General features: G+C 65.2%; 24 protein-coding genes. 1 reads left to right on the top strand and 23 read right to left on the bottom strand.

Annotated features, from left to right (window positions below):
• Nucleotides 1-90: 90 nt before the first annotated feature.
• The gene (locus H2052_RS04460; protein WP_006963486.1) at nucleotides 91-1,503 is read right to left on the bottom strand and encodes a PAS domain S-box protein; all 1,413 of its coding nucleotides are present in this window, start codon (nucleotides 1,501-1,503) and stop codon (nucleotides 91-93) included.
• 202 nt (nucleotides 1,504-1,705) lie between these two features.
• Between H2052_RS04460 and H2052_RS04465 the strand changes: the two genes are divergently transcribed.
• Nucleotides 1,706-2,323 carry a hypothetical protein gene (locus tag H2052_RS04465; RefSeq protein ID WP_006963484.1) on the top strand — a complete coding sequence of 206 codons (618 nt, stop codon included), beginning with the start codon at nucleotides 1,706-1,708 and terminating at the stop codon, nucleotides 2,321-2,323.
• Nucleotides 2,324-2,344: 21 nt separating this feature from the next.
• Here the strand turns inward: H2052_RS04465 and H2052_RS04470 are convergent, their stop codons facing one another.
• The 22 genes from H2052_RS04470 to H2052_RS04575 all read right to left on the bottom strand — a co-directional run bounded on the left by H2052_RS04470 (nucleotide 2,345) and on the right by H2052_RS04575 (nucleotide 20,433).
• Nucleotides 2,345-2,545, bottom strand: a complete 201-nt coding sequence (locus H2052_RS04470) for a hypothetical protein (protein WP_130753350.1) — start codon at nucleotides 2,543-2,545, stop codon at nucleotides 2,345-2,347.
• A 168-nt stretch (nucleotides 2,546-2,713) separates the two neighbouring features.
• Nucleotides 2,714-2,941 carry a DUF2274 domain-containing protein gene (locus H2052_RS04475; RefSeq protein ID WP_037491780.1) on the bottom strand — a complete coding sequence of 76 codons (228 nt, stop codon included), beginning with the start codon at nucleotides 2,939-2,941 and terminating at the stop codon, nucleotides 2,714-2,716.
• A complete protein-coding gene (locus H2052_RS04480; protein ID WP_231382250.1) occupies nucleotides 2,938-4,152 on the bottom strand; it encodes a TrbI/VirB10 family protein in 1,215 nt (404 codons plus the stop codon). The genes H2052_RS04475 and H2052_RS04480 overlap by 4 nt, the downstream gene beginning before the upstream one ends.
• 32 nt (nucleotides 4,153-4,184) lie before the next feature.
• Nucleotides 4,185-5,204 carry a P-type conjugative transfer protein TrbG gene (gene trbG / locus H2052_RS04485; RefSeq protein ID WP_006963479.1) on the bottom strand — a complete coding sequence of 340 codons (1,020 nt, stop codon included), beginning with the start codon at nucleotides 5,202-5,204 and terminating at the stop codon, nucleotides 4,185-4,187.
• Nucleotides 5,201-5,884, bottom strand: coding sequence for a conjugal transfer protein TrbF (trbF, locus tag H2052_RS04490; protein ID WP_006963476.1), 684 nt, complete (start codon nucleotides 5,882-5,884; stop codon nucleotides 5,201-5,203). The genes trbG and trbF overlap by 4 nt, the downstream gene beginning before the upstream one ends.
• A gap of 6 nt (nucleotides 5,885-5,890) precedes the next feature.
• A complete protein-coding gene (gene trbL, locus H2052_RS04495; RefSeq protein WP_087574331.1) occupies nucleotides 5,891-7,207 on the bottom strand; it encodes a P-type conjugative transfer protein TrbL in 1,317 nt (438 codons plus the stop codon).
• On the bottom strand, nucleotides 7,204-7,512 hold the full coding sequence (trbK-alt, locus tag H2052_RS04500; RefSeq protein WP_165418767.1) for a putative entry exclusion protein TrbK-alt: 309 nt from the start codon (nucleotides 7,510-7,512) through the stop codon (nucleotides 7,204-7,206). Before trbK-alt ends, trbL begins: the two co-directional genes overlap by 4 nt.
• The gene (gene trbJ / locus H2052_RS04505; RefSeq protein ID WP_087574333.1) at nucleotides 7,481-8,197 is read right to left on the bottom strand and encodes a P-type conjugative transfer protein TrbJ; all 717 of its coding nucleotides are present in this window, start codon (nucleotides 8,195-8,197) and stop codon (nucleotides 7,481-7,483) included. The genes trbK-alt and trbJ overlap by 32 nt, the downstream gene beginning before the upstream one ends.
• A complete protein-coding gene (trbE, locus tag H2052_RS04510) occupies nucleotides 8,194-10,674 on the bottom strand; it encodes a conjugal transfer protein TrbE (RefSeq protein ID WP_087574334.1) in 2,481 nt (826 codons plus the stop codon). The genes trbJ and trbE overlap by 4 nt, the downstream gene beginning before the upstream one ends.
• Nucleotides 10,671-10,943: a VirB3 family type IV secretion system protein gene (locus H2052_RS04515; RefSeq protein ID WP_087574335.1), complete on the bottom strand. Its 273-nt coding sequence runs from the start codon at nucleotides 10,941-10,943 to the stop codon at nucleotides 10,671-10,673. The genes trbE and H2052_RS04515 overlap by 4 nt, the downstream gene beginning before the upstream one ends.
• Nucleotides 10,943-11,278 (bottom strand): TrbC/VirB2 family protein, encoded by a 336-nt coding sequence (locus tag H2052_RS04520; RefSeq protein WP_087574336.1) that lies wholly within the window; start codon nucleotides 11,276-11,278, stop codon nucleotides 10,943-10,945. Before H2052_RS04520 ends, H2052_RS04515 begins: the two co-directional genes overlap by 1 nt.
• Nucleotides 11,275-12,210: a P-type conjugative transfer ATPase TrbB gene (trbB, locus tag H2052_RS04525; RefSeq protein ID WP_174827299.1), complete on the bottom strand. Its 936-nt coding sequence runs from the start codon at nucleotides 12,208-12,210 to the stop codon at nucleotides 11,275-11,277. Before trbB ends, H2052_RS04520 begins: the two co-directional genes overlap by 4 nt.
• A gap of 192 nt (nucleotides 12,211-12,402) precedes the next feature.
• Nucleotides 12,403-13,425, bottom strand: coding sequence for a hypothetical protein (locus tag H2052_RS04530; protein ID WP_130753346.1), 1,023 nt, complete (start codon nucleotides 13,423-13,425; stop codon nucleotides 12,403-12,405).
• Nucleotides 13,422-14,435 (bottom strand): LysR family transcriptional regulator, encoded by a 1,014-nt coding sequence (locus H2052_RS04535; protein WP_087574339.1) that lies wholly within the window; start codon nucleotides 14,433-14,435, stop codon nucleotides 13,422-13,424. The genes H2052_RS04530 and H2052_RS04535 overlap by 4 nt, the downstream gene beginning before the upstream one ends.
• An 82-nt stretch (nucleotides 14,436-14,517) precedes the next feature.
• Nucleotides 14,518-15,039, bottom strand: coding sequence for a hypothetical protein (locus tag H2052_RS04540; protein WP_087574340.1), 522 nt, complete (start codon nucleotides 15,037-15,039; stop codon nucleotides 14,518-14,520).
• Between the two features lie 34 nt (nucleotides 15,040-15,073).
• Nucleotides 15,074-15,634, bottom strand: a complete 561-nt coding sequence (locus H2052_RS04545) for a hypothetical protein (RefSeq protein ID WP_087574341.1) — start codon at nucleotides 15,632-15,634, stop codon at nucleotides 15,074-15,076.
• Nucleotides 15,622-16,470 carry a tetratricopeptide repeat protein gene (locus tag H2052_RS04550; RefSeq protein WP_087574342.1) on the bottom strand — a complete coding sequence of 283 codons (849 nt, stop codon included), beginning with the start codon at nucleotides 16,468-16,470 and terminating at the stop codon, nucleotides 15,622-15,624. The genes H2052_RS04545 and H2052_RS04550 overlap by 13 nt, the downstream gene beginning before the upstream one ends.
• Entirely contained in the window at nucleotides 16,470-17,129 is a 660-nt protein-coding gene (locus H2052_RS04555) for an OmpW family outer membrane protein (protein WP_130753340.1), read from the bottom strand. The genes H2052_RS04550 and H2052_RS04555 overlap by 1 nt, the downstream gene beginning before the upstream one ends.
• A gap of 13 nt (nucleotides 17,130-17,142) precedes the next feature.
• On the bottom strand, nucleotides 17,143-17,688 hold the full coding sequence (locus H2052_RS04560) for an OmpA family protein (RefSeq protein ID WP_165418764.1): 546 nt from the start codon (nucleotides 17,686-17,688) through the stop codon (nucleotides 17,143-17,145).
• A gap of 29 nt (nucleotides 17,689-17,717) precedes the next feature.
• Nucleotides 17,718-19,034 (bottom strand): Tol-Pal system beta propeller repeat protein TolB, encoded by a 1,317-nt coding sequence (gene tolB, locus H2052_RS04565; protein ID WP_087574345.1) that lies wholly within the window; start codon nucleotides 19,032-19,034, stop codon nucleotides 17,718-17,720.
• Nucleotides 19,031-19,975, bottom strand: coding sequence for a cell envelope integrity protein TolA (locus H2052_RS04570; protein ID WP_087574346.1), 945 nt, complete (start codon nucleotides 19,973-19,975; stop codon nucleotides 19,031-19,033). Before H2052_RS04570 ends, tolB begins: the two co-directional genes overlap by 4 nt.
• Nucleotides 19,972-20,433 carry a biopolymer transporter ExbD gene (locus H2052_RS04575; protein WP_087574347.1) on the bottom strand — a complete coding sequence of 154 codons (462 nt, stop codon included), beginning with the start codon at nucleotides 20,431-20,433 and terminating at the stop codon, nucleotides 19,972-19,974. Before H2052_RS04575 ends, H2052_RS04570 begins: the two co-directional genes overlap by 4 nt.
• Nucleotides 20,434-20,460: the final 27 nt, after the last annotated feature.

A 20,460-nucleotide genomic window follows, 5' to 3' on the forward strand; every position in this document is an offset into this window, starting at 1 on the left:
GGCGGGGCTGCGGTCTGGCCGGATCAGCAAAGCATCCTGGTCAATGGCCTCGATCTGCGCGAGTGTCTGGCGATTCGCTGCCTCAGAGCGTCACGCCGCGCCGGGCGATCGATCAGGGAGGATGGAAATATCGCGGAGCGTCCTGTGCAGGGCGCCGATATTGACGGGCTTGGACAGGATGGGGACATCCGCCAAACCACCCCCGGCATCGACGGCATCATAGCCCGAGCAAAACAGGATCGGCACGCCTCGTTCGCGCAGTTCGCGAGCTAAGGGATAAACAAGTTGCCCAGCGATATTGATGTCAAGCACGGCTGCATCAATGATCGCTGTTTGCCCCGCCAGCTTCCTCGCTGACTCCAGCGACGAGGCCGGCCCGATGATCGACCAGCCAAGATCTTCAAGCCCGGAGGAGAGTTCAAGGGCAACGAGCGCTTCATCCTCGACCACCAGCACGCACCGCGCTGAAGCGTCACTTTGCTGGCGCGCAGGCTCTGCTGCCGGGGCGCCTGCGGCGGACCGACGATTCTCGAGCGCATCGAAGCAATCGTTGAGCAATATGGTGACCCGCAAGCCCGAAGGGGCCCAGTCGAGTCTGAGGTCGCCCTGGAGCTGGTTGCGGATCACATCGTTGAGGAGCCGGCTGCCGAACCCCTTGGCGCAGGGCGGAGCCACGGGCGGCCCGCCGGTTTCGGTCCAGCTGATCGCGAGCCGCCGATCGCTTTCCATCACCCATTCAACCGCGATCTGGCCACTCGCGTGGCGAAGCGCGCCATGCTTGACGGCATTGGTGGCAAGCTCATGCATGACGAGGCTCAGAGGCTGTACGGCATTGGCCGCGAGGCGGATCGCCGGCCCGGCCACGATGCTCTGGCCGGGCCTGGTGTAGGCTGCCAGCTCATCCGCGATCGTGCGGTCAAGATCGGCGCCCTGCCAGGCGCCTTCGGAGAGGAGACTGTGTGCGCGCGCCAGGGCGGACAGTCTTCCCTTCACGGCTTGAGCATAGTCCGCGATCGTTTCAGCCCGGGTCAGAGAGACCAGGGCCTGTGCGACCGCCAGTGCGTTCTTCGCGCGATGATCGACTTCGCGGGCCAGCAGCTGACGCGCTTCTTCATTGCGTTGGCGTTCGGTGATGTCGCGCAGGATGACGGTCGCCAGATGGTCATCACCGATGCGAACGTGCGAGATCGAGGCTTCGGCAGGGAATGCCTCGCCATTGGCGCGCAGGGCATTTACCGCGCCGAGCGCACCCATGCGGCGGGTCGTCGCGCCGGCCTCGCGAAACTGGCGAATGAACTGATCGTGCGTAGAACGGAATTTCTCGGGGATGAACCGGGTAAGTGGCTGACCGAGGACTTCATCGGCAGTTATGCCGAACATGGCTTCCGCGGCCGGGTTGAACAGGACGACCCTGTGCCGCGCGTCGACGGTGATAATCGCATCCATGACGGACTCGACGATGCCTGCGAGCCTGGCTTCGGTCTCTCGTATCTTCCTGTCCATGCCGTTTGCCCCGCCTCCGCCAATGGCCTCGCTGATCCTCTCTTCGGGCCCGTCAGAACTCTCAATCTTTCAGAAAGCCGATGGCTCCGGGAAGAGCATCCATCAACGATGAACAATCAATAAAACAGACTATATTGGCTTATTGATGTTCTGCATATCATAATTGCATGAAGCGTTAATCATCCCGAGCGAAGGATGGGCCATGACCCACTTGATTCGCTGTCGCGCCGCCGCCTCGGAGATCGCCACATTGTTCGATGCAAAGCCCGATCCGGCACTTGACTGGTTACCGACCATCTGGCCGGGCGAGAAGGCGATCGTCGTGACATCGGGCGCGCGGGGACGGCACCTGCACGCGTTGCCCTGGGGCCTGCCAAGAGACCCGATCAGCCGGACGCGTGGCGATCGGCCGCGAACGACGCTGTTTGCGCGCGAGATTACGGGTAACAGCCGCGCGCCCCTTGGGCTGGACCTGCTCGAGCGTTGCCTGATTGCGGTCGAGGATGTCGCCTATCCCATTGGGGAGAAAGGTCATCGCACGCGCAGCTGGTTGGGACTTTGGGACGTGCCGATCTGCGCATGGGCGGGCCTGTGCTCGCCTGATCCGGCGACCGGCGGCTTTGCCGGCATGCTCACCGTGGCCAATGCGTGCGCGGATCCGGTCAGCCAGACGATGCCGATCCTGCTGCCGCCATCGCAATGGGACGCCTGGCTCGCGGGTGCTTCTTTGCTCGCGCTAGAGCAAGCCTATGACAATGACGCCTTCTATCTGGAGCGCACACCAGAAGTGTGGGCGTCCGGCGATGTTCCAGAAGACTGAACCGGCGGTTCAAGCCGCAGCTTATGGCTTGGTCGGCGATAGAGGATTGCGCCATCTCGTCCAGGACGGATGATCGCCAGCCATGAGAGGCTCATGCTGCGAGAGTTGATCGAGCGCCTCGTCGCAGCAGAAACCGATTTTATCCACCAGATGATTGAACGCCGGGTCGGCCGTGCTTCCCATTGCCTTGAGCGCGGCGATCTCCTCCGCCAGCATCGTCATCAATCGCATCGATCGTTGCGGCATTTTTTGGCAGCCTGTCCTTCTTGCGCGACCTGTTCCCGTGGGGACTTGTTTCGGTGTCCATGATAGGGTCGTGATGGCTGCCCGTCATCCCTTTGGACGTACCGTGCCGCCAAAATCATGCACCGTGCACGATCCGTTGCCGGATCAGGAACCGTTGCCGCGCCTACGCCTCACAAACCCCCGATCACTCATAATGAACCGCTCCACCATAGGAGCGATCAACCGTTCGACTGGCACGGGATCGGACAAGCCATTCTCAGCCGCATGAGCGCGGGCATAGTCGGCAAGCTGCCGGAACAGCGCGCCCGGGAGTTCGACCGTCAGCTTGACGGGCTTTTCCTCGAGGATCGGCCCCAGACGCAGCCGGCTCATGGCTGCGCCCCCTGAACAGGCTCGAGCACAAGATCGCGGGTGATCACCACCCGGATCGCAAACCCCGGCCGCACGGTGAGCGTCGGCGGTACATTGATCTCGCGCTGCACGACCTGCCGCCCGGTCTGGTTGATCGTGTCCTGCATGCCGTAGCGCAGCGCACGGGTGAGTTCATCATCGCCTTGGGCCACGAGCTGCGTGCCGGCGCCGAGCAGGGTCGAGACCATCGCGGCCTTGAGCATATTGCCCCAATGATAGTTCACCTTGTCCTGAAGGCCCGACATGCCCGCGGCATCGGCGCCAGGCTGGCGGTCGAGCAGGATCGAGCGGCCACCGGGCAGGATCAGCCTATCCCAGGCCAGCAGCACGCGGTTCTGCCCGGCCGAGACCTCGCTGTCATAGTCCCCGATCAGCCGCGAGCCTTGCGGGATCAGCAGGATGCGCCCCGTCGCGCTGTCATAGACATTCTGCGTCACCTGGGCGGTGATCTGGCCCGGCAGATCCGAACGGATCCCGGTGATCAGCGCGGCCGGAATGACGCTGCCCGCCTGCACCATGTAGGCCGAGGCCGGCGCCATGATCCGCTCATTGCTGACGACGGCGCGATTGCCTCCATTCTGGAGGAAAGCCCGTTTCGCGGCCTGGCCGGTCGGTTGGGCAGCCGGCGCCGCGCCAGCACCATCGCCCGCTGAGACCGCGCGGGCCGTCTGCGCACCATCGCCAGCGTTCGCGGCAGAAGCAGAGCGCGCGCCTTCAGCGCCAAGGAACAGCTTGCTGGCTCTCGCCGATTCCCGCTCCTGCATCACGCGCTGGCGAGCCTGCTCGGCGGCGGCGAGACGCGGATCGGGCTGTCCCGCGGCCGGCCCCATCGGCGGCACCGGCACGCTCTGCCCATTCTGCTGCGCTGACAATATCGGCCGTCCGAGATCGCCCGGCATAGGCTGGCCGAGTTTCGGCACCTTGTCGTAGCTCGCCGGCGCGGCGGTCACGACATCGGCCTTGTTGCGGCTGTCGGTATCGACGAGATTGACTGCGGGGGCATGATGGACCGGGCGCAGCGCATAGAGCAGCGAGCCGCCGATCCCGATCCCGGCGACCATGCCGATGACGGCAAGGGCCTTGCGCGACAGGCGCGTGACGCGCGGCGGTGGCCCCGCAAGCCGAAAGGCGCCGGGATTGGCGGGCTGCGCTACGGTCGCCTCCCGCGCCATCTCACCCGGTCCTTCTTCCCGTTCCGGCCGGTTCATGACGCCCTCCGCGCAGGGGCGTCCTGCCGCTCGATCGTGACTCGCTGCTCACCCTTGCGGGTGGCGAGCCGCAGTTCGGCCGCATCGAACAGCCGGTCGACGATCATGTAGCGGCCGGAGACGCGGTAGTTGACGAGTTCGGCATTGCCGTCGGCGCCGCGCACGAAGAGCGGCGGCATGTCCCCGGTGGCGACGCCATCGGGAAACTCGATCATCACCTGGCGCCCGTCGTCGAAGACATGGGCGGGCCGCCAGGACGGTTTGTCGCCGGACAGGCGGTAACGGAAATTGAGCCGCTCCATATCGATGCCCGAGGCGACCGGCGCGCCGCGTTCGCGCTCGGCATTGGCGCGCCGCAGCGCGATGAGCTGGTCGGCGGGATAGGTCCAGGAGACCGAAGCCATGTAGGTCGAGGCGGTCGCGCGCAGTTCGAGATGATAGGTGCGCCGATCGGTGTTGATGACGAGGTTGGTGCCGATGTCGGCGCGGGTCGGCTTGACCAGGATATGCACGCGCTTTGCCGATCCGGCCCCGCTCACGGTGTCGCCGATGATCCAGCGCACGGTGTCGCCGGCCGCGACCGGTCCCGATCCCACCAGCTCCTCGCCGTCCTGAAGGGCGATGTCGGTGACCTGACCGGGCGCGGTATAGACCTGGTAAAGGGCGCCATCGGCATAGGGATATTGCTGGATCGCGTTGAAATAGCCGCCCTTGCTCGGCTGCACGCGCGCGGCCGCATTAGCGGCGGTGACGCGCGTTCGCGGATCGGCGGGTTCACGGGCGCTGGCGGAGGATTCGAGGGGCTTCAATTGGCCGGGAAGCGGGAGCGGCGTCGGTACGCTGACAACCTCTACCGCCCGGCGCGGTTCGGGCGCCGGGGTGGCCGCGACCATCGGCGCGGGCGGCGCCCTGCGGCTTTTTGCCTCGGCGGCGGCACCCAGGGACAGCAGCGAGACGGAAGCGAGCAGGCAGAGCAGCGCACCGGAGCGCGCCCTCGCGGGAGACAGGCAGATCATGGGTTGAGTTCCTTCGACCAGTTGAGATTGGCGACAAAGACCCCGAGCGGGTTCTTCTGGAGGGCCTGGGGATCGCGCGGGGTCTGGACGGCGACGGTCAGGATCGCAGACCAACGCGCGGTTTCGGCAAGGGCGCCATCGACATAGCGGCGTTCGGTCCAGGCCACGCGGAAGCTGTCGTTCGAGGCGCGGATGACGCTCGACACCTCGACCGAGACCTGGATCTTGCCCAGCTGTGCGAACGGGTCATTGGCGCGGGCATAATCGTTGAGGAACAGGGCGCCCTTGTCGGTGGCGAAGTCATAGGCGCGCAGCCAGTTCTGCCGCAGCACGATCCCGTCGGCGGGGATCGAGCGGACATTCTCGATGAAGCGGGCAAGATGGAACGCGATCTGCGGGTCGGTGGGGCGATAGTCCGCCGTGGCGGGCGCGACCTCGCGCGCCTCGCCGAGCTTGTCGACCTCGACCACCCAGGGAATGATCGTGCCGCGCGCCGATTGCCAGACGAGGCCGCCGGCCAGACCGCCGGAGAGCGCCAGGCAGCCAAAGAAGGCGAGCCGCCAGTTCTTCGCCTGGACGCGCGCGGAGCCGATGCGGTCGTCCCAGACCTGCGCCGCGCGCTGATAGGGGGTGACGGGGTCGGGCGATTGCCCGTAACGGATCGATGGTCGCTTGAACATTGCGTGTCAGTCCTTCTGCGAGAGGTCGGGACCGGCGCCGCCGCCATGGCTGTCGCCGCCCTTCAGGGTATGAGCGGCCATGGTGGCGCCCTGGGTGATCGCCTGCCGGCGCTTCATCGCCGCAGCCCAGGCGGGCGGCGCGGCCGCGGCGGATCCGGTGCCGGATGCGGCGGCGGAAGCCTGCGCCCCCGCACCGGCGGCGGCGCCTGAAGCTGCGCTTCGGCCATCGGCATAGCTTTGCTTGAGGCTTTGCGCGGCGCGGCGCAGCGGCGAGACCACCGCGCCGCCGCTACTCTTGCCGACATTGGCGAGGCCTGCGCCGACCGCCGCCGCGCCCGATCGTCCGGCCGCGCCAGCGCTATAGGCACCCGAAGCAGCGCCAGCCGTGCGGGCCATGCCTGTGGCGGCGCTGCCTGCCATGCCCATCGCGGCGCCACCGGCGAGGCGGGCTCCCGCCACACCGCCGCCCAATGTCGCGCCTGCAGCCAATGCCGTTCCGGCCGCGGCGCCAGCGCCCAACTGAGGGCCACCGGTGACGATGCCATTGGCAATGCCGGGGCCGAAGATGCCCAGACCAAGCAGCGTCAGCGCGGCGAGCGCGATCGCCATCACCTGTTCGACGGTGGGATCGGCGCCGACGCCTGCGGAGGTAAACTGGCTGAACAGGGTGGTGCCGATGCCGGTGATAACGGCCAGGACGAGGAGCTTGATGCCCGACGAGATGATATGGCCGAGCACCTTCTCGGCCATGAAGGCGGTGCGCCCGAAAAAGGCGAAGGGGAGCAGGACGAAGCCGGCGAGCGTCACCAGCTTGAACTCGATGATGGTGATGAAGACCTGGATGGCGAGGACGAAGAAGGCCAGCACCACGATCAGCCAGGCAATGAGCAGCACGAGGATCTGCACGAAATTGGTGAAAAGGCCGACCGGTCCCAGAAGATCGGCGGTAGCGTCGAGCAGCGGCTTGGCGGCGGTGAGGCCGGTCGCGGCGACGGTGCCGGGCTTCATGAAGTCGGAGAGCGCCATGCCGCCGCCCGAGGCCTTGAGCCCCAACCCGGCGAAGCTCTGGAACAGGATGTTGGCGAGGTTCGAGAAATTGCCGATGATGTAAGCGAAGACGCCGATGTAGAGCGTCTTCCTGACCAGACGCTGGAGAACGTCCTCGTCCTGGCCCCAGGCCCAGAACAGGGCGGCAATCGTCACGTCGATGACGATGAGGGTCGAGGAGAGAAAGCCGACCTCGCCACCGAGCAGGCCGAAGCCACTGTCGATATAGCTGGTAAAGACCGACAGGAAGCTGTCGATCACGCCGGTATCGTTCATTGGGGCTTATCCTCTCCAAAGAAATGGCGCCGCCGCGCTTCCCAGGCTGCCTCACAGCCGCTGTCGGGCATGGTGAGGGTGCGGCAGCGGGCGAGAGTGCGGGTGGCGGGACCGGGCGCAGCGCCAGCGGCCGCGCCAACCGCTGCGTTCCCCGCCAGCGCCCCGTTTCCCGGCCCACCGCTTTCCGGCCGCACCATCGCGATGCCGACCGTCACGGCCAGCATCAGGCCGATCATCGCCACGCCAAGCGCGATCCGGCCCGGCCGCCGCATCTCAATTGCCCCGGAAGCGGCGGAAGCGCTCACGGCCTTCCGCTTCGGTGGCGGCATCACGCGCGGCTTGCAGCGTCTGGGCCCGACCCTGCGCGGCGATCGCAGCCGTCAGGTCGGCGAGCTGCTGCGACTGGAGCGCGAGCAGCTGATTGCCGGCCTGGGAGGCCTGCAGCGCCCCGCTCGCCGACTGGCTCGCGCCGACCAATGTGTCGATGCTCGCTTTGGCCCCATCGATATTACCGACGACACCGGCCTGGACCTGGAGCGCGTCCTGAAACGCGCCGACGCTGTCCTTCCAGCGCTCCTCGGCATTGGCGACCATCTGCGCCTGCGAGCCGGTGAGGTTGGCGCCGTTGTAGCGCTGGGTGAAGGCGCTCTGGATGTCCTGGACATTATAGGCGATGCGTTGGGCCTGCCCGAGAAGCTGGCGCGTCTGCTGCACCTGTTGCTGCAGGGTCGAGAGCGTCGAGACCGGCAGGCTGGTGAGGTTCTTCGCCTCGTTGATGAGGCTGGTCGCCTGGTTCTCGATCTGGCGGATCTGGTTGTTGATCTGCTCGAGCGAACGGGCGGCGGTCAGCACATTCTGCGCATAATTGCTGGGGTCATAGACGATCCCCCCGAACTGCGCCTGCGCCGGCGTGGTGAGCACAGGCCCGGCCAGCGCGGTCAGGCTGACGATGCCGGCCAGCAGGGCCCGGCGAAACGACGGCGTCTTCATGGATTGAACTCCTCGGGATCGAGCGGCAGGAAGGGATCGTCCGGGTCGGACGGTGATGCGGGTTCGGGCAGAAGGCCGGCGGCCCAGTCGAGACCGCGATGCTTGAGCCAGCCGGCAGCGAAGCCGGCACGGCCATGGGCAGCGACCAGTTCGCCGATCACGCGCTGATCGGTTTTCGAAGAGGCCGCCGCAAAGGCGAGCGCCACTTCGCCCAGCCCCAGTTCGAACAGCCGGTTGCCGCGCCGCGACTGGCAATAATAGTCGCGTTTGGGAGTCGCCCGGCTCAATATCTCGATCTGCCGGGCATTGAGCCCGAAGCGCTCATAGACCTGGCGGATCTGCGGTTCGGCCGCACGCTCATTGGGCAGGAAGATGCGGGTCGGGCAGCTTTCGATGATGGCGGGCGCAATGCTCGACGTCTCGATGTCGGCGAGGCTTTGCGTGGCGAAGATGACGCTGGCGTTCTTCTTGCGCAGGGTCTTGAGCCATTCACGCAGCTGCGCGGCGAAAGCCGGGCTATCGAGCACCAGCCAGCCCTCGTCGATGATGATGAGCGTGGGGCGCCCGTCGAGCCGGCCTTCGATGCGATGGAAGAGATAGGCGAGGACCGCGGCGGCCGAGGCCGCGCCGATCAGCCCCTCGGTCTCAAAGGCCTGGACACAGGCCTCGCCCAGCTGCTCGGTCTCGGCGTCGAGCAGCCGTCCCCAGGGACCGCCGACGCAATAGGGCGCCAGCGCCTGTTTGAGCTCCTGGGCTTGCAGCAGCACCGCAAGCCCAGTGAGCGTGCGTTCTCCAACGGGGGCGGACGCCAGCGACGTCAGAGCGGTCCAGAGATGCTCCTTGGCGGCGGGGTCGATCGAAACGCCTTCACCGGCCAGGATCGCGGCCAGCCATTCGGCGGCCCAGGCGCGTTCGCCCGGCTCGTCGATCCGGGCCAGTGGTTGCAGCGCGACGCCGTCGCCGATATCACCTTCATGCAGCGCGCCGCCGAGATCCTGCCAGTCCCCGCCCATGCCGATCGCGGCGGCGCGGATCGAGCCACCGAAGTCGAAGGCGAAGATCTGGGCTTGGGGGTAGCGGCGGAACTGCATCGCCATGAGCGCCAGCAGCACCGACTTGCCCGCACCGGTCGGGCCGACGATCAGCGTATGGCCGACATCGCCGACATGGAGGGAAAAGCGGAACGGGGTCGAGCCTTCGGTCTTGCCATAGAGCAAGGGGGGAGCGCCGAAATGCTCATCCCGTTCCGGCCCCGCCCAGACCGCGGACAGCGGGATCATATGGGCGAGATTGAGGGTGGAGATCGGCGGTTGCCGGACATTGGCGTAAACATGACCGGGCAGTGATCCGAGCCATGCCTCGATGCCGTTCATGCCCTCGATCGTGCAGGTGAAGTCGCGGCCCTGGATGACCTTCTCGACCAGCCGCAGCTTTTCCGAAGCGAGGGCTGGATCGCGATCCCAGACGGTGACGGTCGCGGTGACATAGGCGATGCCGGCCGCGTCCGCGCCCAGTTCCTGCAACGCCAGGTCGGCATCGGCCGCCTTGTTCGACGCATCGGAATCCATGAGGACCGACTGTTCGTTGGTCATCACCTCCTTGAGGATCGCGGCGAGCGACTTGCGCTTGGCGAACCATTGCCGCCGGATTTTGGTCAGCAGTTTGGTGGCATCGGTCTTGTCGAGCATGATCGCGCGGGTCGACCAGCGATAGGCAAAGGCCTGCCGGTTGAGTTCATCGAGCAGGCCGGGAAAGGTCGCGGTCGGAAAGCCGGTGATAGTGAGCGTGCGCAGATGATACTCGCCCAGCATGGGTTCGAGCCCGCCGGTCAGACCCTCGTCGGTGAGCAGCGCATCGAGATAGGCGGGCGTCTCCGGCACGCGCACGCGCTGGCGCTTGGTCGATACCGTGCTGTGCAGATAGGTGAGCGTGGTGCCGTCATCGAGCCAGGCAACCTCGGGCATGAAGCCCTCGACCAGATGCAGGACGCGATCGGTGCGGTCGATGAAGCTTTTGAGAAGTTCATGCGGATCGACGCCGGAACCCGACTTGCCCTCATAGAGCCAACTCTCCGCGCGCGCGCCATCCTCGGCGGGCGGCATCCACAGAAGCGTCAGATGGTAGAAGCTCTCGTAATGGGAGCCTTCCTCACAGAACTGTTCGTAGCGTTCCTGATCGACCAAGGCGGAGACCGGATCGGGAAAGGCGCTGTCGGGATAGTCCTGGGCGGGCACGCGGCTCGCCTCGACGAACACCGCCCAGCCCGAACCGAGGCGGCGCAGCGCATTGTTGAGGCGCCCGGTCACCGCGACCAGTTCGGCTGGTGTCGCGCTGTCGAGATCGGGTCCGCGGAAACGAAGGCTGCGCTGGAACGATCCGTCCTTGTTGAGCACCACGCCCTTTGCCACCAGCGCGGCCCAGGGCAGGAAATCGACAAGGCAGGCGGCCTTGGCGCGATATTCGGAAAGGTTGATCATGGCCGCATCCAGACGGGATATTTGAGGTGACGGCGGGCGACATCGACGAACTGGGGATCGCGCCGCGCGGCCCAGACGGCGAGCGCATGACCGATGGCCCAGAGCGCGAGGCCCGCGAGCCAGAGCCGCAGGCCGAGGCCCAGCGCGCCGGCGAGCGTGCCGTTGACGATGGCCAGGCTGCGCGGGGCGCCGCCCAGCAAGATGGGTTCGGACAATGCCCGATGGACCGGCGCCAGGAACCCCGGCACCTCTTCTTGCCCAGCCTCCATCATACCAGCGCTCCGCCGCCGAAGGAGAAGAAGGAGAGGAAGAAGCTCGACGCCGCAAAGGCGATCGACAGGCCGAAGACGATCTGGATCAGCCGCCGGAACCCGCCCGAGGTATCGCCGAAGGCGAGCCCCAGGCCGGTCGCGATGATGATGATCACCGCGACGATCTTGGCGACCGGGCCTTCGATCGATTCGAGGATCGACTGGAGCGGCGCTTCCCATGGCATGGACGAGCCCGAGGCATAAGCGGGACTCGCGAGCGCAATGAGGCCCATGCAAAGGGCGAGAGGTGCAGCGCCAAGCCGATGGGCGGGACGGCGGGACAGATCGATCATGGTTTTTCTCCGATGTCGGGGGTTGCGGGCGTGAGGCGGTAGTCGCCGAGGGCAGGATCGAGGCCTTCGACGCGCATGAGCTGGGCGAGGCGCCGCCCGGTGCCGTGCCGGACCAGCACGGCGACGAGATCGATGGTCTCGGCGAGCAGCGCCTTGGGCACGGTCACCACGGCTTCCTGGATGAGTTGCTCCATGCGACGCAGCGCACCCACGGCCGTGTTGGCGTGGATCGTGCCGACCCCGCCGGGATGACCGGTGCCCCAGGCCTTCAAAAGGTCGAGCGCTTCGCTTCCTCGCACCTCACCAATCGGGATGCGGTCGGGTCGCAGGCGCAGCGAGGAGCGCACGAGGTCGGAGAGCGACGCGACGCCATCCTTGGTGCGCATCGCGACGAGATTGGGCGCGGCGCATTGCAGTTCGCGCGTGTCCTCGATCAGCACCACACGATCGGAAGTCTTCGCGACTTCCGCCAAAAGCGCGTTGGTGAGCGTGGTCTTTCCGGTGCCGGTGCCACCCGCAACGAGGATGTTGAGCCGGTTGGCGACGCCAGCGCGCAGCACCTCGGCCTCGGCACGAGACATGATGCCCGCCGCGACATAATCGTCGAGCGTGAAGACCGCGACGGCGGGCTTGCGGATCGCAAAGGCCGGTGCGGTCACGACCGGCGGCAGCAGGCCTTCGAAGCGCTCGCCGCTTTCCGGCAGTTCGGCGGAGACGCGTGGCGATCGGACGTGAACCTCAGCCCCGACATGATGGGCGACGAGGCGGATGATGCGCTCGCCGTCGGCAGGCGACAGGCGCTCCCCGCTATCGCTGATCCCTTCGCCGAGCCGGTCGATCCAGAGGCGGCCATCGGGATTGAGCATGACTTCGATGACGGTAGGATCGGCGAGCCATGCCGCGATCGACGTGCCCATGGCGGTGCGCAGCATCCGCGCGCCGCGTGCATGGACTTCCGATCTCTGGCTGGCTGCGCCCATGACATATCCCCGTTCGAGCGCGCTGGCGATGATCCGCCCGGCGCGATGGGGATGAGTAAGAGACGCAGAAAGCTGCGCGGTTCAACAGCGCGTTGATCGCAGCGAAAGCCAGCGCAAAAAGACAGGCAGTGGCGTACAGGCCGGTCAGGACTTCCCTTGTCCGGCCGCCCCGCAAGGCACCAGCCAGCGCGGTCTGATTCGCGACAATTCGGAATAGAGCGCGTTGATCAGCAGCGGGTCAGATCCGACTGGCGAATAGAGACCAACGATACGCGGCTGCTTGTAGAGATCGTTCGTTCCCTGACCGGTTGCATAGAGCGTGGCGCGCATATTGCCGATGGCAAGGATCGCATTCTCGATCGTGGTCTGGTCGAGTTTGCTCGGCAACGGCAAGGCAGTCGCAATGCTCTTACCGCTGACGCCGAGCGACTGGACCGTGAGCGTCCCGGTGACCCGTTTCGCTTCAGCCTCTGCCCCGATCGCGGACAGCCCCGCCAATGTGAGGCCACCCTGCAGGGACAGGATGTCAGCGGAGAGACGCAGGCCTATCCCGACATAGACCGGCACTGTTACCTGTTGATAATGACCTTCCGCGAATTTCTCGGCTTCCGCCTCCAGGAAACGGGAGCGTGCGAGAGCAACCTCCGCAGGAGCCACAGACTGTAGGGCCGCCTGCATGCCGGTACTGTTGGAGATGACAGCATCATAACCGATGATCTTGCCGCCCATCGGCAAGGGATCGCTGAGCGCAACCGGAACGCTCTGAGTCTGGCCTGGCACCGTCACACGTTTGCGGATGTAGAATATTTCGGGAACCGCATCGGCCTGAATATAGTCAAGCACGGCCTTATACTGGCCGCCCTTACTGGTGAGCGTCGCTGGACCGAACGTCAGGCTCCCCTTCGTCTGGTCGAATGTCGCGACCGCAAACCGGATCGTCTGGTCTGGCAGTCTGCTGAGAACATCGGCGTTGGCCGTCACATTGCCTCCGCCAGATGTCTCCGTGCAGCTGTCCGCACCGCTGGCCTGATCGACCGGCAAGGGATCAAGCGGAACATAGCCATAAGCCGAAGCCTTCTCGCCCGGTGTTTCGATCCGGCCAATGGAAGCACAGCCTGTCAATGTCGACAGCAAAGGCATGACCAATAGAATCGCGGTCCTTTTCATGATTTTCCTCCCGGATATGTAATGGACGACTCGATCTTCATCGCTCCAGCATATTGTCGATGCAGACGAGCGAGCAGGCGTTTCAGCGCCGGATTGGGGTTATCATCCAACCAGCAGGCAAAGCTGGTCACATATTCGGGTCCGATCGCGCCCGTCAGTTCATGAAAGACGGTGCCCGCATACTGATCGCCGAGCATGGAATCGAGGCAAAGGCAGATACCGCGTCCTGCACCGACCATGTTAATGACGCCCCGCGTGCTGATGTCATGGATGACGATGGGCGGTGAGACCTGGAGCGGTGCGAAGCGATCCTCCAGCAGTTCGCGGATCGCATCGCTGGGATCATAGCCCGACACGAGAAACGTCTCGCCGATGAGATCCGGCCATTGCAGCAAGGGACGCGATGCAAGCGGGTGCTTGACCGGCAGGCACAGAATAATCCGTTCCGTCCAAAGCGGGGCGCTCAGTCCCTGAAAATTGGCGGGATTTCCGCGAACGATGGCCAGATCGATCCGCCCGCTCGCCAATGTCTCGAACAACCGATCGTGCGACAGTTCGACGGGGAGATGCTGAATATCCGGATAGGCCGGATCGGCGGCAAATAACAATCGATGCAAATCCCCGTTCGCGACGGAGCCATGATAGCCGATGGCGATCTGGCCAGCCTTGCCATCTGCGATGCGTCGCACCGCTCCCACGAGTTGATGGAAGTCCTGGAGAATCTCTGCGGTATGCCGAAGGAATACGCGGCCAGCGGGCGTAGGCACCAGCCGACGCCTTTGCCGTTCGAACACTGGGCATCCCAGTTGGAATTCGAGATCCCGCACGCGCTTGTTGACGGTCTTGGGCAGCATATTGAGCGCGCGGGCTGCTTTTCCGAACGACCCATGCAACTCGACGGCCAGTGCCGTTTCGATCTGTGCTCGCTCGACGCCTGTCCGGACCGAGACCGGATCAATCAGGGCCGGAGGTTTGCCATCGGCCTCGATTTCCTGGATGATCCGAAGCATAGGCGCTATGCTGTTCCAGTCCGACAGGACAGGCAGAAGCCGGCACTATGGCCCGCTGCTCTGACTGCCCGAAAAACCTCGCTCATGGCCTCGTCACCAGTTCCATGATTTTGGGGATGGCGTGGGCGCGCAGCCGGTAGCTGCGTGTCCCGGTCTCGATGAGGTCGGCCGGAAGCCCATGATCCTCCAGCCCGTTGCGCAGATGGCAGACATAGACCTTGATGACATTGGGGGATTTCGACGCAACGCCCGCCGACGAAGCGAGAACCTTCTGATCCACGAACACGTCGGGTTCCTCGATCATTCGCAGCAGGATGGCGGCACCCGGCCGTCCGGCGCGATGGATGCGGTGATGAATGCGCGTCTTGACCAGATCGCGCCAGCATTCCGAGAATTTCCGGTCGGGATGCGTGAGTTGCTCTTCGAAGGCGGTCGCGATGTTCCGGATATTGGCCAGGACATCCTCTGAAGGCTGCACCTCCAGAGGACGCTTTCTTCTCTGACGCGCCGCAGTTTTTTCCTGTTCTATCCGATCAGCCAAAAGGGTTTGCGCCAAGGTCAGAGCATCGGCCGCCACGCGCACGAGTTGCTTGATCTGGTGCAATTCCTGAGATTCGGTTGGTCCTCTGTCAGCCACCCTATGTTCCCGCCCCATCCAGATAGGCGGCCGCTTCCCTGCCCGCTGCGAGGCTGGCCGCCTTTGATGGAGCGAAGGCGCCATTCAACGCCAACGCAGCGATGATGCCGACAACGCCGAGAAGCTGGAGCAAGAGGAGCGCGATGATGACCCGGCTTCTCCCCGAACGCTCTTCTTTCGCGCGCCGCTTGGACACCTCGAGTTCGATGCTAAGCCGCAGGAGAAGACTTTGAGCATCGTCGAGACGACGACCATAGCGTTGATCGAGGCCAGCGACATAACCGTCGACCAGCGTGCATATATCGCGTGAAACGGCGAGCCGGGTCTCTCGCGCATCATCGATCAGGATATCCGCGATCAATTGCTCCGTGCGGTCGGTCGAGACGCCAGCGGCGGCCAGTAGCTGCCCCAACCCGACATAGGGGTTCGCCCCTGTCTCGGCGCGGCCCTGCGTGATCTTGCCTTCCGCTATCGGATCAAGGCATCCCTGCATAAAGGCGGCTTGATCACCGCCGCCCGTCGCGGTCGCGCGATCGAACGGGTCCGAACTCAGCCGGGACATTTCAGCGCCAGCCGGCGATCAAGCAATTGGGAGCGTTGTTCCAGCGTGAGCGCTGCACCATGGGTCGTCTCGATCTCGGCATAGACGTCGCAGGCCTGCGCGCTATTGGCTGGCCCCATGTCGGTCAGGGCTTGTCCGAGCGCAAACAGGTCGTCGATGATGAACGGCGCATTGGGAGCTTTCTCGTAGAGTTCGAGAAAGAGTTGGGCCGCCTGCGCGTGCTTGCCCTGTCCCTGAAAAGCCCGGGCAAGCTGAAAGCGTGCCTCGCTGGCGCGGGGGTCGGAAGGCCAGGCCGCGACGAAACTATCGAAAGCAAGCTCGGCCCTCGGCCAGTCCTGCCGCTCGGCATAGAGCATCGCCTGTTCAAAGCGGTCGTCAGCGCTGAGCGGCTGCGCGGCGGGTGCGACCGGCTGCGGAATAGATGCCGGCGGCGGCGCAGGTGCGGCCGCCTGGCGTTCCACCGCATCGAGCCTTGCCTCGGTATCGCCTTTTATGGTCTGCACCTGGGCCATGCCGATGACGAGCGCGCGGTGATCCTGTTCCTGCGCGGAAATGAGTCCGGAGAGGGCCCGCTCCAGAGCAGCGAGCCTGCGATCGAGCTGCATCAGGGCGTCGATCGATACAGGCTGGTCTGATGCAGCGCTCGCGGCTCCCCTGGCTGATCCTCCTGTTTCGAGTAGCCCCACCTTCTGTTCGACCTGCCGCAGGCGCTGCTCGATAGCGCCCAGGCTTTGCGCATGCGCCACGCCCGCAAACGACAGCGGCGCGAGCACCGCCGCCGCCCATTGAAGCGCAAGGCGTTTGCTCGGGAGCCAAGGCGAAAGCTGGTAGCGCATCAGAAGCGGAATCCCACGCCTGCGCCCATGATGATCGAGCGCATCCTGTGCGAAACGGTCTGGCTGGTCCCGCCCTGGTCGAGCGTGAGCTTCGAATTGGCGCCGAGATATTTGGCGTCGATGTTGATGTAGATTTGCTCGTTGATCGCGATATCGGCGCCGACCTGTGCGACCGGTGCGAGGCCGCCCTTGATATCCGCCGAATAGGAAATCGCCGGTGTCACCACGCGATTGGTGAGGACTTCTCCCGCCTTTTCGCTGTAGAAATTGGCATAGGACAGACCCACGCCCACATAAGGCCGCAGCAGCTTCGAAGCCGGCATCAGATGATATTGCAGCATGGCCGTCGGGGTGATCAGACCGGCAGAAACGAGCGTCCTGCCGTTGCTGTCCTTTATGTCATAGGGCGCGCCACCAAGGGTCAGCTCAGTCGCGAGGTGATCAGTCATGAAGAAGGTGAGGCTCGCTTCACCACCCGGCGCCGCCTTTGCCTTTGCGGAGACCGGCGTGCCGCCCACATCGACCGTGACGACACTGCTGCCCGTGCGCAGGACATAACCGCCCCGGATCTTGATCAGCACGTCGCCGGGCTCAGCCCATGCGGGTGTCGCTAAAGCCATAGCGGCCAAGGCCGTCAGTACGAAAGTAACAGGACGCATCTTCAATTTCCCCTCATGGTCTGGACAGGCCGCCGGGAAGACCGAGAAGGACGGTCTCGCCACGGCGGTTCTGGCTCTGGCTTGCCTCGCCGCTGCCGGTCGCGATCGGATGCTCCCTGCCGAAGGAGGTCACGAAAAGCCTTTGGGGTGCGACGCCCCGCGCGGTGAGGTAGAATTTCATGGTGGCCGCGCGCTTTTCGCCGAGTGCGAACTGCTGCTCGCGCGGCGCCAGTTCATCGGCATGCCCCTGGAGCGAAGCCCGCACCTCCGGGTGGGCGCGCAACCACTCCGCCTGCCGGTCGAGAATTGCGCGGGCGATCGGGGTCAGCTCGGCGCTGCCTCGCGCGAACAGGATGCGGATCGTGCCCGCATAGCGTTCGAAATCCTCTATTGTCGCGGGCGTCTCGACGTCCCGTATCTCCTGGGCAGGGAGGTTGTTCTCGCGCGTGGCGAGCGGCTCAGGCGGCGGTCCCTGAAGTTCGAACAACGGCGGCGGCAGTAATGGCTGCGTCGGCCGCTGACAGGCGGCGAGCGCGCCACACAGCGCGAGGCAGGCCAAGCCGTGAGCCGCGGGTATCCACCGAACCCTCATGGCCGCTGCCCCGACCAGGCCGGCTCCGAGGCCGCTGCGCCGGTTGCAACCGGCTGCTGTACTTTTCCGGTCAGATCGGTCAGCCAGATCGTCGGCAGCATGGCGCCAGCGGCGGTGCGCTGGAACATGATGGCACGCCCGCTCATGCTCCAGCTCGGGTCTTCGTCGCGGCTGCCCGATGTGAGTATCCGCTCTTTGGATCCATCGGGTTTCATGATCCCGATGCGGAGCGCTCCACCGTCGATCTGCGTAAAGGCGATGAGGTCGCCGCGCGGGCTCCAGACCGGCGAGGCATGTCCGCCTGCGCCAAAGCTGATGCGACGCTGATCGCTTCCGTCCTGCGCCATGACATAGAGCTGAGATTCGCCAGATCGGTTCGACTCGAAGACGATCCCACGCCCGTCCGGTGCAAAGCAGGGACTGGTATCGGTGCCTGCGCCACTGGTGAGCTGGCGCATGTTGCCACTGGCCAGGTCGACGGCATAGATATCGGCCTCACCGTCATGGGCGAGGGAGAAGACGATGGTTGCACCGTCCGGTGAGAAACGGGGAGCTGACGGGACGCCAGCAGGGACCTTGAGCGCGGCCGTGGAGCCACTGTCCAGATCGGCGACGACGAGCCTCGGTGCAGCGACGTCGACATAGGACAGGAAAACGATGCGGCGACTGCCTGGCCCAAAGCGGGGCGTCGCGACCAGTTCCTTGCCTTGGGTCAATTCCGTCGCGTTCGCGCCGTCATAGTCCATCGACACCAATCGGGTGCGCTGGCCCGGGATCGCTCCGTCCTGTGTAGAGACCAGCAGCCTTGTGTCAAAATGCCCCGGATCGCCGGTGGTAAATGCAAAGACCATGTCGGCGCATTTATGGGCGGCGCGCCGCCATTGCGCGGTCGCCACGATGATGCGCTGCGAGGCTTCGACATGGGCACCGAAAACATCGTAGAGCGCGCAGTCATAGGCCAGCTGATTGTTCCCGGCAGGGCGCGCGCGTCCAAGAACCAGCGCCTGTGCGCCTGCGCGTGCGAAGGGGGCAAAAGCAACGTCGTCCGCGATCGAATAGTGTCCATCGACAGGCACAAGCCGATAGAGGCCGGTCGACACCAGATCGGCCCGCACGATTTTCGCCAGGGCCGCGCCCGCATCCTCGCCGCCAGCAACGTCGGGAATGCTGCCGCTCAGAATATCGGGTACGGCAATCAGCAAGGGGGACGCCACGCCTTGCGTGATATCGACATGGAGCGGCCCTTCGGCCCGGAGCGGAGATGCCAGAGCGATGAGCGGGACGAGAGCCGCAGGAAGGAACGACCGTCTCATGATATGTCTCTCGGATCGAAATTTAGCTCGACGTCAGCCCAGGCGTCATAAAGTTCAGGCGGGAGCTTTAGGGGAGCGCAACGCAGGATGGCGCGCCGGACGCTCCCGGCAAGCGCATTGGCATATGCGCCATTGGCTGCGGTCTGACCGCCGATGCGGGATAGCGCCGGCGTGCCAAGCACGCCCCCATCCCGGCCAAGCCTGATCCGCATGACTATGGTGACGTGACCGCTATTGTCCTCCGCCTGCGGCGGGTTCCAGCAAGGGGTGATCTGCGAGCGGATCATGTCGGCGAGGTTGGTGCGCTGCCGGATCGAAAGGCCCGCCACGCCCTTGGGCACGGCCTGCCCGATCGCGGAGCCAATCGCTGCGGAATTGAGACGCGGCCGCGGCGCCGGCGCGGCGGGCTGCCCGAGCGAGCGGGCCAGCGCGGCCGCATCAAGACGACGCGGCGGCGATGGTGCTGGTGTTGTTGCTGTAACAGGCGCTGCGGCGGATGGTGAAGAGACGGGGGAAGCAATATGCGTGGGCGCCGGCGCCGGGGGTACGGGTGGCGCCGGCGCCGCCGGCTGCGGTCTGGCGACCGGGCCGGGTCCAAGCGCGGGCATCGGTGGCGCGCTTGTTGGCGAGGGAGGCGAAACGGCTTGCGCCGTCACGGGCTGCGGTGCCGGCGATGGCGCGGGTGCAGCCGGAAAGGAAGATGTTTCAACGGCAGAGGCGTCGACGGGTTCGACCTCAGCGCGGGCGGCTTGTTCGACATGCTGCTGCTTTGCAAGCACGGGATCAGGCAGCGGCATGGCGTGGTCGAGATCGACAATTTCGATCGCCATGCCGGCGGGCGGCGGCACGAGATCGCGCGCGCGAAAGGTCACCAGCGACAGCAAGGCCAGCAGTCCGAGATGCAGGACGAACGAGACAAGGGAAGGCAGACGCGCATTCACGGCGCTTCCTTCTGGTCGCTGGGCAGGCGCGAGTCCGAAAGGAAGGCGACCTTCGGGAAGCCTGCGGCGCCAACCTCGGCGACGATCTGCATGACCGTTCCATAGGCAAGGGTGCGATCGGCGCGAACGAAGACCCTCAGGCTGGCGGGATCGCCGGAAGCCTGCGCCAGTTGGCGCAAGGTGTCGCCGAACGCCTCACGGGCAACCACGGCATCTCCGATGAAAATGTCGCCGGTCGCATCGATCGTGATCATCAGCGGCTTGCTGTCGGAGGCGAGTTCGCGGGTTCGCGCTTCGGGTAGATCGACCTTCACGCCAGTCGCGACGAGCGGCGCGGTGATCATGAAGATCACCAGAAGTACGAGCATCACGTCCACCAGCGGAGTTATGTTGATCTCGCTCAGCAGCGGCCCATGGGGCGGACGGCCCCGGGCTATCGGGCCTGACGCGAGGGTCATATGAAACGGTCCTGTACAGGAGGAAGT

The organism is Sphingosinicella sp. (assembly GCF_013911755.1).
In the GTDB taxonomy this organism is placed as follows: Bacteria; Pseudomonadota; Alphaproteobacteria; order Sphingomonadales; family Sphingomonadaceae; genus Sphingosinicella.